Here is a 12,547-nt window from a genome sequence, read left to right as displayed (position 1 = left end):
GTACGAACAAATGAGTGCTGATTTCACTACCGGAGCCCGTCCTGTCCGGGCCGCCCGCGGTACCGAGCTGACCGCGAAGAGCTGGCAGACCGAGGCGCCGCTGCGCATGTTGATGAACAACCTGGACCCGGAGGTCGCCGAGCGCCCGGATGACCTGGTGGTGTACGGCGGCACGGGCCGTGCGGTGCGGTCGTGGGCCGCGTTCGACGCGATCACCCGGACCTTGGAGACCATGGAGAAGGACGAGACCCTGCTGGTCCAGTCCGGCAAGCCCGTGGGCGTGTTCCGCACCCATGAATGGGCGCCCCGGGTTTTGCTGGCCAACTCGAACCTGGTGGGGGACTGGGCGACGTGGCCCGAGTTCCGCCGCCTCGAGGCCGAGGGCCTGATGATGTACGGGCAGATGACCGCCGGGTCCTGGATCTACATCGGCACCCAGGGCATCCTGCAGGGCACCTACGAAACCTTCGCCGCCGTCGGGAATAAGCTTGCCGCCGAGGGACGCCACCCGGCGCCGGCCGCCGAGGGCTCCACCGAAGGCCCGCTGGCAGGCACCCTGACCCTGACCGGCGGCTGCGGTGGCATGGGCGGGGCCCAGCCGCTGGCCGTGACCCTGAACGACGGGGCCTGCCTGATCGTGGACGTGGACGAGACCCGGCTGCGCCGCCGCGCCGGCAAGCGCTACCTGGACGAGGTCGAAACCGACCTGGACGCCGCGATCGCCAAGGTCCTCAAGGCCAAGGAAGAGCGCCGCGGCTGGTCCGTGGGCTACGTCGGCAACGCCGCCGAAGTCTTCCCCGAACTGCTCCGCCGCCACCAGGCCGGCGAGCTGAGCATCGATGTCGTGACCGACCAGACCTCCGCCCACGACCCGCTGTCCTACCTGCCCGAGGGCATCACCGTGGCCGAGTGGCACGCCGAGGCCGAGGCGGACCCGGAAGGGTTCACCAAGAAGGCCCAGGCCTCCATGGCCCGGCACGTCCAGGCCATGGTCGAGTTCCAGGACGCCGGGGCCGAGGTCTTCGACTACGGCAACTCCATCCGCGACGAGGCCCGCAAGGGCGGCTATGACCGGGCGTTCGAGTTCCCCGGCTTCGTCCCGGCCTACATCCGTCCGCTGTTCTGCGAGGGCCTGGGCCCGTTCCGCTGGGTCGCGCTCTCCGGTGACCCGGAGGACATCCGCGTCACCGATGAAGCCATCAAGGAGCTCTTCCCGGAGAACAAGCACCTGCACAAGTGGATCGACGCCGCCCAGGAACGCGTTGAATTCGAAGGCCTGCCGGCGAGGATCTGCTGGCTCGGCTACGGCGAACGCGCCAAGGCCGGTCTGCTGTTCAACCAGCTCGTGGCCGAAGGCAAGGTCAAGGCCCCCATCGTGATCGGCCGGGACCACCTGGACTCCGGCTCGGTCGCCTCCCCGTACCGGGAAACCGAGTCCATGGCCGACGGCTCCGACGCGATTGCCGACTGGCCCTTGCTGAACGCCCTGATCAACACCTCCTCCGGCGCCACCTGGGTCTCCATCCACCACGGCGGCGGCGTCGGCATCGGCCGGTCCCTGCACGCCGGCCAGGTCTCCGTCGCCGACGGCACCGAGCTCGCCGCGCAGAAGCTCGAACGCCTCCTCACCAACGACCCCGGCATGGGCGTCATCCGCCACGTCGACGCCGGCTACGAACGCGCCGTCGAAGTCGCCAAGGAACGCGGCGTCCGCATCCCCATGACTTCCCTTTAATCCCAACTAGCTCGCAGTAGATGTCGCTACGGGACCCGAAAACGACATCTACTGCGAGCTAGTTGGGAGACCAACCGCCTACTTTTGAAAGAATCACTACCATGATCGAAATCGACGGACGCCGGCTTGAGCTCGGCGACATCGTAGCGGTAGCAGCAGGCCGCAATAAAGTGACGTTGGCGCCGTCGGCCGTTGAACGCATGACGGCGTCCCAGCGCTCTGCCCGCGCGACGGCACAGGCACGGCCCGTTTACGGACGATCCACAGGCGTAGGTGCTAACCGCTCCGTGACCCTCGACCAAGCGGACACTGCGGTCGACGCCCACGGTCTCAACTTATTGCGGAGCCATGCCGTCGATGCCGGACGGGCCCTTGACCGCGAGACTGTCCGGGCGATGCTGGTCATCAGGCTCTCCCAACTCGCGGCCGGCGCATCCGGGATCAACCCGGCTGTAGCCGACGCCGTCTCGGAGATGCTCAACGCCGATACCCTGCCGGAAGTACGGGAATTCGGCGGCATAGGAACCGCGGACCTTCCGGCCCTGGCGGGAACGGCTCTCACCCTCCTCGGTGAGCGGCCCACAATGGACGGCAAGAAAGTCCCGGTGCCCCTGGAGACTTGGGCGACCGAGGATGCGCTGCCCTTCATCAGCTCCAGCGCGCTTACCATCGCCCAAGCCGTCCTGGCTCATCAGACGCTAGCGACCTTGCTGGATAACCTCACGACCGTCAGCGCACTGACATTCACTGCCATGTCAGGAAACTCCGAAGCGTTCGCCCCGGAAGTTGCAAAGGCGGCAGAATCGGACGCACTGGCAAACGTGGCTACGACCCTTCAGGAACTGGTATCAGGGCATGGCAAGCCCGCACGTATTCAGGACCCGTATTCTCTACGCATGCTTCCACACCCACTAGGTGCCGTAGTGGAAGAACTCGACGCGCTGAAGCTCGTCTTGGAGCGTCTGGTGGTGGCAGGCCACGAGAACCCTATGGTCTTCGGCTCCGCGGAAGATGGCAGCAACGGTGTGGCGCACCACGGCCTCTTCCAGATGTCCACTCTCGCCCGACGGATTGACGGGTTGCAGTTGGCACTTGGCGCAGCAGGCACCAACACGCTTGGAAGGATCAGCCGGTTGTGCGATCCCGCGTACACGGGCCTCCACAGGTTCCTTGCGGTCGACGACTCCGGCCAGTCCGGCGTCATGATGCTGGAATACGTCGCGGCCGCAGCGGTGGGCCATATTCGAGCCAATGCCCAGCCAGTGAGCTTGCAAACGGTGGTCCTGTCCTTGGGCGCTGAAGAAGATGCAAGTTTCGCGAGTGTGTCCACCTCCCGGCTGGATTCCACCGTTCGGGCGCTTGCAACGGTTGTTGGTGTTGAACTCCTTTGCGCGTCACGGGCACTGAGGCTGCAGGGCCGGACACCCGGAGAGTTCGCGAGTCCGCGGTTCCGAAAAGCCTTCGACGCAGGCCTATCGTTGCCCGCCGACGTCCAGGACCGGGATCTGCGCCCCGATATGGACGCGGCGATCCACCTGACGATGCTTCCGGAATTCGGGCGCTAAGCATGCTTAGCTATGGACTGCCGCCCCGGACGGGCGTACGTTAATATCCAAACACCGCACTGGGGAGGTGGCGTGTTTGGCCGGGTATCTGGGGTGCCGTGGCGTTTCCTTGCTACGCCCTGTTCTTCTCGCTATTTTTGGCGCATTGGCTTGGACGGTCTGGCTCGCCGGCCCGTCGCAAGCCAGTGACCTTCTGCCGACAGTTCCCGCTGTTCCGTCATCACCCACGGTTTCCATAGCCCCCGATCCCCTACGGTCGCTGGTCGGTGACGTCCCTTCCGCCATTCCGAGCCCGAGCCAAATGGCCGGGATTCCCAAGACCCTCGTCAATCAACTGCCGGGCGACGCTTTGGCACCGGTCGTCGTTGGAATCATCGACACCGTTCCACCCCTGATTGACAATACGATTAGGGAACTCCCGGCATTGCCCGAGCCGCCTTCGGTCCCGGGATTGCCGCCGGTGCCCGGGATCCTGCCTTCCACGGGGACGAACATTCCGGCCGTTCCTGCAGCTGGGAACGACGCCGGCGAATTGGCACCCACCACGATTCTCCGTACCGGCGCTCTTTCACCAGCCGTCCCGACTGGACCGTCAGCCCACAAAAGTATCCTTCGCTTCATTCCAGACAGGCCTGCTCCGGCGTTCCCTGCAGAATTGGCGATGACCAACTCATTGGGTGGCGCGGTGGATCCTCCGGGGGACGCACCGGATGCTGCCGGGGCGTCACCACGCGAGTCGGGATCGACGTCGGGACCACAGGGAGGGTCCGGCCATGGGGCGGCAGATCTCCCCGAACAACGTGCACTGGCGCCCCCCTTCCACGAGGGCCGCGTCCCTGAAGGCCGTCAAAACCACGCTGCGGAACCCGCGTTCGATCCAGGGTCTTTCCCCGACTGACCAGGCCGCCCCTGCCCCAAGGCAGGCACGACCCACCTGCGCCACACCGCGCAGGGACAAGTCTCAGTCAGGAGAAGACCATGCAGGACCACATGAGAATCATCGGAAATTGGCCCGACCCTATGCGGAAAGGAGGCAAGTAACCAGCAATGCGACAGGCGCTCAGCGCCGATAAGGAAACAACGACGACGGCCGGGCAGTCAGACTGACTGCACGGCCGGCGTCGTTGTGCTGGAGCTGTTGAAGCCGAAGGCTCGCTAGAACAGACCGTCCACCACGGCCTGGGTGAGTTGGTGGAAGACGTCGGCGCGGGCCGGTATATCGCTCTCGTCCTGGCCTTTGGTGTAGACCACGAACACGTAGGAGCTCGTGCCTGCGGTGAGGACGCTGGCGTCGTGGAGTTCGTCGTCGAGCAGCCCGTACTTGTGGAAGACCGTGATGCCGGCTGGTACCGCGGCGGGGATGAGGGATTCATAGTTCGTGTTCTGCATGTAGGAAAGCAGTTGCGCGGTGTCCTGTTGGTTCAAAAGCTTTCCGGTGTAGAGGTCAGCCAGGATGCTGGCCATCTCACTTGGAGTCAAGGTGTTGTTCAGGGGGTCATAGCTGACGCCGATTGAGGCGGCATATGACTGCAGATCCGAGTAGCCCACGGCGTCCATGATCAAGGACCACGACTCGTTGTCGCTCTCTTGGATCATGTCCTTGATCTGGAGTCCGGATGTGTAATCCCCCAAGGGATCGTCAAGCGACACTTCGCCTACCTCGACAAGGTGGTAGTAGGCGGCGGCAGCCAGGACCTTGGCCGTGCTCGCTGCCTCGAATGGCGCCTGGACCCCGTACTGGTGGCTTGAACCATCGGACAAATCGATCAGCGTGACACCGATTTGGTATTGGCTGTTGGCGTCGAGGATGCCGTTGAGCTCCGCGTCCAAGGCAGGAGTCGCTCCTGCCGTCGAGGCAGCGGGCACAACCGGTGCCGCCGCCGCTGGAGCAGGGGCCACTGCGGAGGCAGTCGGAGTCTCGGGCGCGACAGGAGCGGACGACGACGGCGCGGCGGCCGCCGTCGTCCGGGTGACCGACCGCGTGGTGCTGGCGACCGCCGACACGGTACGGGAGGTGGATGAACGCGCATGCGCGGCGGAGTAGATCGTTGCCGTAAGGGCCAGCGCCAAAACACCCGCGCAAACTGTCAGCAAGGCCGATCGATATCGGAGGGAACTCCAAAAGTTCCGCCGATTTCGCTTCCGTCCGGTCCCAAGACCGGAACCATGGGGCTCTTGCTTTTCCATAATGAACCAACAGTAGCTACGGCAGCTATGTAAGGGCTATGAAAATCCTGTCCGTCAGCCACGTGTCGCCTGGGTGAATTTCAGGCGTCGCGGAGCGGTGAGCCCAGCACGGTGAACCGACTGCCGCCCCGCAGCTCCGGCTTCGGTCTGAGCAGGATGGAGACGACGGCGTCGCGTTGGCCAGGTTTCGTGCCGAGACTTCCCATGTTTGCAAAGGTCATGGCCCCATCGTGCTTCATCCCTCCGACGCTAGTGAGGACCTGCGTACCGCAGGACAAAGTTCTTGAGGATCTTCATCGGTTCGGTCGCCGTGAACTTTCGGGCGTCCGCCATCAGCTGTTCCGCGGCATCGGGCGGGAAGTATCCGGCGTAGCGGTAGGTGTCGATCCGAGTGACCAGACCCTCGGCATCAAGCTCCGGATGGAACTGTGTGGCGTAAAGGTTCCTCTTGATACGGAACATCTGCACCGGGCAGGCGGCCGAGCTGGCCAGCAATACGGCGTGTCCGGGCAGAACGGTGCACGCCTCCTTGTGACCGGTGAAGGCAACAAAGCGTTCGGACATGCCTTCGAGGAGTGGATCCAGGAGCCCCTCTGCTGTGAGTTTGATAGTCACACCGCCCAGTCCTTCACCGTAGGTACGGTCAATCACCGCTCCTTGGTGGAGGCCCAGGGTTCCGACCCCGTAGCAAGCCCCCAGAAATGGAAAGTCGGCAGCGACAATTCTGTCCAGCAGCTGCGAAAGCTCCTTCTCCACCCGTCTCTGGACAGGACCCTTGTGCTCAGGCGGATCGCTCGAGGTAAAAGGACTGCCACCCACAATCACGCCGGAATAGTCGGAGAGCTCAAGCGCCGGCAGGGGCGCCGCTTCCAACCGGATGCGTATGAGCTGTTCGGGAGCCAGCCCTCCGAAGCGAAGATACGCCTGGTACTCTTCCTCGGCGGCGGCGTCTTCGGCACGAGATGCGAGCAGGAGAAACGGCTTCACAGGGTAAGTGTCCCACACCCCCGGTCCAGGAGACCCGGCGCCCGCACCTCCCCCACGCAGCTGCCGCCGTCGAACTCCAGCGCGAAAAGCAAGCCGACCCGGCATAGCGGAAGCAGGCATTTCCGCGGCCGCAGCGGGCGCGTACGCTCGTTTTGTGGATATCGTCGATTTCCTATCCGAACGCCTGGACGAGGACGAGGCCGCGGCGCGGAAACTCCTCGGCGACCGTTCCGTCTCAGAGGCGGGCAAATGGTATGAGCGCCGCCTTCTTCTGGAATGCGCCTCAAAGCGAAGACTGCTCAGCATTGTTGAATCTGCACGGCAGACGGCCCTGGCAACCATGGTCCACCACGCGCTTGGAGATGACCCACGGTGGATTCCGGAGTCGATCGAATGGACCACAAAATCGTTGAATGCCCTTGCATTGCCCTATTCGGACCATCCGGATTTCGATCCGGAATGGCTGGCGGGGGCGTAGCTGGCGGGGTACAGCGCTTCTTTCCGCGAGCCGGGCTTCTCAGTAGAAATCGGCAGAATCTTGCCGAAATTGGGTTTTGACGGCCTCAAAGCAGCCCAAAAGGCTGGCCCTGCCAGTTTCTGGGAGGGTCAGGTTGGAGGACTTGCCGTTTACGGGGTCGCCGCTCCGTCCCACCCACTTCATCAGTTCACTGACGATTTAGCTGACGGTTCCCTGTGAGTCGGGCCACCGTGTTTCAAGGCTCCTAGCTTTGGGATCATGAAATTCAAAACAATCCCGGTCATCATCGGAACATTGTCTTGTGTGCTGGTCGGCGGAGCTGCCTTTGCGGCGGTTTCCACGTTCGCCGGCCCTCACGAGGACGGAACAGCGGTCACGCCAGTGGGCATGCGCGTTACGCCAACTGGACAGCAGACCTCACTCGGAGACCTCCCGCTGAACTCCGCCATCTCCCCCGACGGCAAGAGGCTCGCCGTCACCAACAACGGTCAAGGTACCCAGTCCCTGCAACTCGTCGATCTTGCGGATCACGAGGTAGACCAGACCATCTCCTACAAGTCTCCCGAATCGCTCTACATGGGCTTGGCCTGGAGTCCTGGCGGCACCAAGCTTTACGCCAGCGCGGCTGCGAACTCCAAAATCCGCACCTACAGCTACTCCGGCGGCAAGCTGGCGGAAGGCGCGCCTATCCAGCTGCCCACCACGACCCCCGCGGGCAAGGCACTGAACCTCTTCCCGGCCGGATTGGCGATCACGCCCGACGGTAAGCGGCTCGTAGTTGCAGATCAGCTGGCCGACGCCGTGTCCGTCGTCGACCTCGCCACTGGCACCGTTTCGACGACGCCGGCCGGTCACCGGCCACTTTCAGTTGCCGTTTCGCCAGACGGTACGACGGCGTTCGTCACCAACCAGGGCGCGTCCGACCTCTCCGCGTTGGACATCTCAGGCTCAGAACCGAAGGTTTCCCGCACCGTCACCGTGGGTCTCCACCCCAACAAGTCCGTCCTCTCGAAGGACGGACGTACGCTCTACGTCGCCAATGGCGATGACGACACCATCTCGGTGGTCGATACCGCCGCCGGCACAAGCTCGAGTATCAGCGTCGCGCCTGAAAAGGGCGCGCCGGTGGGAACCAATCCCACAGGGTTGGCCCTGGACGAAGCCGGGCACCGCCTCTTCGTGAGCAACTCCGGTAACAACGACGTCGCCGTCGTCGACCTTGCCCACAACGCGGTTGCCGGCGTGGTGCCTGTCGGCTGGTACCCGAGTTCATTGGCTTTCAGCGGCGGGACCCTGCACGTGACCAATGCGAAGGGGCTTGGCGCCGGGCCGAACAACGGCGCCGGCCACCCGAACCCTGAGTCAACTGCCCCCACCGCCGAAAACCAGTACAGCGGATCCATGATCGCAGGCACCTTGAGCAGCTTCAGCGTTCCCGAAGGCGGCCAACTGCAGAAGGCCACCGAGCAGGTCAAAAACAACAACCGCCCGGATACCGCCGGGGGCAACATCATCCCGCGCCAACCCGGTCAAGAGAGCCCCCTCAAACACGTGATCTACGTGGTCAAGGAAAACCGCACCTATGACCAGGTGCTCGGCAGCCTCGGCAAGGGCAACGGCGATCCCTCGCTGAATCTCTTCGGCGACGAGTCTGCCCCGAACATGAGGGCCCTGTCCAAGAAGTTCACCACGATTGACAACTTCTACGCCGATGCTGAAGTTAGCGCCAACGGTTGGAACTGGGTGGCCTCAGCCAACTCGAACCCCTACGCCGAGCAGATGTGGCCAGCCAACTACTCGGGCCGCAAGGCACCGTATCCCAGCGAAGGAAACGCCCCGGAAATCGCGGCCCAGCAGCCTGACAACACGTATGTCTGGCAGCGGCTGGCCAAGGCAGGCGTCAGCTTCCGGAACTACGGCTTCTACGTTTCAAACAACGCCGGCACGTTCAACGCGGCAGACCCTGTCCTGGATGCGCAGACCGACCACAGCTACCACGGCTACGACCTGAACTGCCCTGATTCCGCGGGGTCGTTCGCACCGCTGAAGCCTAACTGCAGTACTCCGCGTGTTGAGGAATGGGCCAAGGACTTCCAGTCCCAAGTGGCGTCCGGAACTGTTCCCACGGTCCAGTTCGTCCGGCTGCCCAATGACCACACCCAGGCCACCCGTGTTGGCGCTCCCACGCCGAAGGCATACGTCGCAGATAACGACTACGCGCTCGGCAAGCTGGTGGACACCGTGTCCCACTCCTCCGCTTGGAAGGACACTGCCATCTTCGTCACCGAGGATGATGCGCAGAATGGACCGGATCACGTGGATGCGCACCGCACCTTGGCGCTGGCCATCAGCCCCTACACCCAGACCGGGAAAGTCGATTCAACCTTCTACAGCACGGCTTCAATGGTGCGCACCATTGGCCTGATCGCCGGCATCGGCCCGTTGACCCAGTTCGATGCATTCGCTACTCCCATGAACGCGTCGTTCACGGCCAAGCCGGATAATACGCCGTACACCGCGGTCAAGCCCAGCTACGACATGACCACCGTCAACGGGGCAAACGCTCCGATGGCCCCACAGGTAGCCACCCAGGACACCGCTACCGAAGACAAGATCGATGAGCAGCTCTACAACAAGGCCATCTGGCAGTCAGTAAACGGTACTGACTCGAAAATGCCCGAACCCCAGCACAGCGTGATCGGTTCAGGCTCAGGCTCTGGTTCCAGCGGCCAGACGGCCGCGAAGGATACTGACGGCTAAACAAATCCAGTTTGGCAGGGGCGGTCACCGGCATCGGTGGCCGCCCTCTGCTGTTCTAGTGCTGGCATCGCCGCAAAAACGGGGCGCACTTCCACTGTCGGAGAATTAATCCAGAATCTATTCTGTTGGTGGACCGTTATATTCGCGGCCCCCAGGCCGCCGGCACGTCCAGGGAAGCCCTTCCCGCTCCGGGGGCCGTCTCGATGAGGAGGCGTCCATGTCAACTCCCGATGTGCCAACCAGGGGGCCGGCAAGGCCCGGCCCATATGTTGTTGCCGGAATCTTGCTAACCATCTCCATTCTGGTCCCGCTGTTCGTCCCCCTGTACTCGATCGACAAGCCGCGGTTTGCCGGTATGCCGTTCTTCTACTGGTACCAAATGCTCTGGGTTCCGATCACCGCAGGCATGATTGGCATCGCCTACCGGATACTAGCCAAAGAGGACCGCCGCCGCCGCGAGGACGCTCGGGGCGCACGCGCTGGGGAGCAGGAACAATGAGCGGGCTCGCGGTGCCGCTGGCGACCACAGCGGACAGGCCCGTCAACGGGGTCGCGCTCACGGTCGTCGTCGTCCTCTTTATCCTGGTGGCGGTATTGGGCTTCTTCGCTGCACGCTGGCGCTCGGGCAAAGAGACGGGGTTGCACAGCCTCGATGAGTGGGGCCTCGGTGGCCGCGGGTTTGGAACCTGGGTGACCTGGTTCCTTCTCGGTGGGGACCTCTACACGGCCTACACGTTCGTGGCCGTCCCGGCAGCAATGTGGGCCACCGGCGCTGTGAGCGGTTTCTTCGCGGTGCCATACACGATCGTGCTGTACCCGATCGTGTTCCTGCTGATGAGCCGGTTGTGGTCGGTCTCGCACAGGCATGGTTTCATCACTCCGGCGGACTTCGTTGGCGGGCGCTACGGCAGCAGGGCGCTGACGGTTGCTGTGGCCCTCACCGGCATCGTGGCGACCATGCCGTACATCGCGCTGCAATTGGTTGGCATCAAGGCCGTGCTCACGGTGCTGGGCCTCGGCAGCGCGGAGAATGTGTTGCTGACTGACTTGCCGCTGATCATCGCTTTCGTGGTCCTGGCCGCCTACACCTACACTTCGGGCCTTCGCGCCCCGGCGCTGATCGCCGTCGTGAAGGATCTCCTGATCTATCTGGCGGTCATCGTCGCGGTGATCTACCTGCCGATCAAGTTCGGAGGCTGGGACAACATCTTCGGTGCAGCCCAGACGAAACTCGACGCCATCAGCCCGGCCACAGGCAAACCAACCGGCGTCTTCATCCCGGGCGCGGCCAGCTACTCGGCCTACTGGACACTGGCGCTTGGCTCTGCGCTGGCCCTGTTCATGTACCCGCACTCAATCACCGGGGTCTTGGCGACCAAGAGCAGGAACACGATCCGCAAGAATGCCGCGGTGCTCCCGCTGTACTCGCTGATGCTGGGTTTCCTTGCCCTCCTCGGCTACGCGGCCATCTCCGCGGGAACCAAGCCGATTGACCTGAACGGTGCCGTCAACCCGCAACTGGTGGTTCCGCAGTTGTTCCTGGACAACTTCCCCGCGTGGTTTGCAGGGATCGCTTTGGCGGCTATCGCGATCGGCGCCTTGGTCCCGGCCGCCATCATGTCAATCGCTGCCGCCAACCTGTTTACGCGCAATATCTACCGTGACCTGATCAGGCCCGACGCCGACCCGCGGCAGGAAGCGAAGGTCTCCAAAATCGCCTCGCTCGTGGTGAAATTCGGGGCGCTGATCTTCGTCATCGCGATGGACCAGTCGGCCGCCATCAACATGCAGCTCCTCGGTGGTATCTGGATCCTGCAGACCTTCCCGGCGATCGTGGCAGGGCTCTACACCAGGTGGTTCCACCGCTGGGCGCTCTTCGCAGGTTGGGCCGCCGGAATCATCTACGGCACTATCGCGGCATACAACGTGGTCAATCCGGTCACGAAGGCCAACTTCGGCGGCTCCATCGCGGCCATCCCCGGGACCAATGTTCAGGTCTACATCGCCGTGGTGGCGTTCGCGATCAACCTCATCGTTGCTGCAGTCCTGTCCCTGGCCTTCCGCGCGATGAAGCTCCCTGATGGAAAGGACATCACCCGAAACTCGGACTACGGCGCAGACGAGGACGATCCCAAGGTGGCCGAACTCCAACGCGAGTACCCATTGGGCGAAACGGGAGGGCCCGCGTTCTGAAACCCCCGACGGCGGACGCCGGGGTCACGGTGGAAGGTTACGACGGCGGGCGCCGGGTCACAGCGGAAGGTTACGACGGCGGGCGCCGGGTCACAGCGGAAGGTTACGACGGCGGGCGCCGGGTCACAGCGGAAGGTTACGACGGCGGGCGCCGGGGTCGCGAGCGTCGCGGACCTCGAGCAGACCCTCGCCGGAAAGCTGCCTGCCGCCGTCGCACGCCGATCGGGCCCCTGGCCGATCATCGCCGTCGCAGGCCGCTCGCTGCTGCCGAAGGAACGGTGGTCCGACATGTCGCTCTCGCATGTCTACGCCCTGGCGGACTACACGGATCAGGACTCGTCGAAGGATCCGGTGTTGTCAGCGGAGCGGCTGCGGAGGATCGGGCGGGATATCGGGGAGGGCTTTCTGCAGCGGGCCACAGGCGTCACTCGCCGCTTCTGTGGTTCTTTGATGCCTTGACATCGCGCAGGAATTTCCAAAGCGAAGCCAGTGAAGCGGCTACGAGGACCACTCCGGAAACGATGGCCCACAATGAGTCCCCGGGTGTGGAGGAAAAGATGTAGATGGAGTAGAAACCAAAAATAAGAGCGAGTAGAAGCCAAATGGCCGGGTTACGCTTCACAATAAATTCCCTAATGAACG

The 12,547-nt window shown here is 63.5% G+C and carries 11 protein-coding genes; 7 read left to right on the top strand and 4 right to left on the bottom strand.

What is annotated here, in order from left to right:
* Window positions 1-10 precede the first annotated feature (10 nt).
* Both hutU and AC3ANQ_RS02815 read left to right on the top strand, forming a co-directional pair.
* Complete coding sequence (gene hutU, locus AC3ANQ_RS02820) at window positions 11-1,735, top strand: urocanate hydratase (RefSeq protein WP_488303716.1); 1,725 nt, start codon at window positions 11-13, stop codon at window positions 1,733-1,735.
* Between the two features lie 101 nt (window positions 1,736-1,836).
* Entirely contained in the window at window positions 1,837-3,300 is a 1,464-nt protein-coding gene (locus AC3ANQ_RS02815; protein ID WP_488303715.1) for an aromatic amino acid ammonia-lyase, read from the top strand.
* Between the two features lie 1,155 nt (window positions 3,301-4,455).
* Here the strand turns inward: AC3ANQ_RS02815 and AC3ANQ_RS02810 are convergent.
* Window positions 4,456-5,130, bottom strand: a complete 675-nt coding sequence (locus AC3ANQ_RS02810; RefSeq protein WP_488303714.1) for a serine hydrolase — start codon at window positions 5,128-5,130, stop codon at window positions 4,456-4,458.
* Here AC3ANQ_RS02810 and AC3ANQ_RS02805 point away from each other — a divergent pair.
* On the top strand, window positions 5,114-5,344 hold the full coding sequence (locus AC3ANQ_RS02805) for a hypothetical protein (RefSeq protein WP_488303713.1): 231 nt from the start codon (window positions 5,114-5,116) through the stop codon (window positions 5,342-5,344). The two genes, AC3ANQ_RS02810 and AC3ANQ_RS02805, sit on opposite strands and share 17 nt — an antisense overlap.
* A 223-nt stretch (window positions 5,345-5,567) precedes the next feature.
* Here AC3ANQ_RS02805 and AC3ANQ_RS02800 read toward each other — a convergent pair whose 3' ends face one another.
* Window positions 5,568-5,708: a hypothetical protein gene (locus AC3ANQ_RS02800; protein WP_488303712.1), complete on the bottom strand. Its 141-nt coding sequence runs from the start codon at window positions 5,706-5,708 to the stop codon at window positions 5,568-5,570.
* Window positions 5,709-5,736: 28 nt separating this feature from the next.
* Window positions 5,737-6,474 (bottom strand): glutamine amidotransferase, encoded by a 738-nt coding sequence (locus AC3ANQ_RS02795; RefSeq protein WP_488303711.1) that lies wholly within the window; start codon window positions 6,472-6,474, stop codon window positions 5,737-5,739.
* Window positions 6,475-6,628: 154 nt separating this feature from the next.
* On the opposite strand from AC3ANQ_RS02795, the gene AC3ANQ_RS02790 reads away from it, so the two are divergent.
* The 4 genes from AC3ANQ_RS02790 to mctP all read left to right on the top strand — a co-directional run bounded on the left by AC3ANQ_RS02790 (window position 6,629) and on the right by mctP (window position 11,905).
* Window positions 6,629-6,952 carry a DUF6221 family protein gene (locus tag AC3ANQ_RS02790; RefSeq protein WP_488303710.1) on the top strand — a complete coding sequence of 108 codons (324 nt, stop codon included), beginning with the start codon at window positions 6,629-6,631 and terminating at the stop codon, window positions 6,950-6,952.
* Between the two features lie 258 nt (window positions 6,953-7,210).
* Complete coding sequence (locus tag AC3ANQ_RS02785; protein WP_488303709.1) at window positions 7,211-9,712, top strand: alkaline phosphatase family protein; 2,502 nt, start codon at window positions 7,211-7,213, stop codon at window positions 9,710-9,712.
* 217 nt (window positions 9,713-9,929) lie between these two features.
* Window positions 9,930-10,211, top strand: a complete 282-nt coding sequence (locus AC3ANQ_RS02780; protein WP_488303708.1) for a DUF3311 domain-containing protein — start codon at window positions 9,930-9,932, stop codon at window positions 10,209-10,211.
* Window positions 10,208-11,905: a monocarboxylate uptake permease MctP gene (gene mctP, locus AC3ANQ_RS02775; protein WP_488303707.1), complete on the top strand. Its 1,698-nt coding sequence runs from the start codon at window positions 10,208-10,210 to the stop codon at window positions 11,903-11,905. Before AC3ANQ_RS02780 ends, mctP begins: the two co-directional genes overlap by 4 nt.
* 424 nt (window positions 11,906-12,329) lie before the next feature.
* On the opposite strand, the gene AC3ANQ_RS02770 is transcribed toward mctP, so the two are convergent.
* A complete protein-coding gene (locus tag AC3ANQ_RS02770; RefSeq protein ID WP_488303706.1) occupies window positions 12,330-12,527 on the bottom strand; it encodes a hypothetical protein in 198 nt (65 codons plus the stop codon).
* Window positions 12,528-12,547: the final 20 nt, after the last annotated feature.

This window comes from Arthrobacter sp. DMZ02-1R (assembly GCF_057747935.1).
The sequence above is the reverse complement of the archived record's forward strand: the minus strand, read 5'-3'. Positions and strand labels throughout refer to the sequence as shown.

What these genes read in the sequence shown, in the direction of transcription:
- AC3ANQ_RS02800 (WP_488303712.1), bottom strand. Translation starts at nt 5,708, where the DNA reads ATGACCTTTGCAAACATGGGAAGTCTCGGCACGAAACCTGGCCAACGC.
- hutU (WP_488303716.1), top strand. Translation starts at nt 11, where the DNA reads ATGAGTGCTGATTTCACTACCGGAGCCCGTCCTGTCCGGGCCGCCCGC.
- AC3ANQ_RS02815 (WP_488303715.1), top strand. Translation starts at nt 1,837, where the DNA reads ATGATCGAAATCGACGGACGCCGGCTTGAGCTCGGCGACATCGTAGCG.
- mctP (WP_488303707.1), top strand. Translation starts at nt 10,208, where the DNA reads ATGAGCGGGCTCGCGGTGCCGCTGGCGACCACAGCGGACAGGCCCGTC.
- AC3ANQ_RS02780 (WP_488303708.1), top strand. Translation starts at nt 9,930, where the DNA reads ATGTCAACTCCCGATGTGCCAACCAGGGGGCCGGCAAGGCCCGGCCCA.
- AC3ANQ_RS02785 (WP_488303709.1), top strand. Translation starts at nt 7,211, where the DNA reads ATGAAATTCAAAACAATCCCGGTCATCATCGGAACATTGTCTTGTGTG.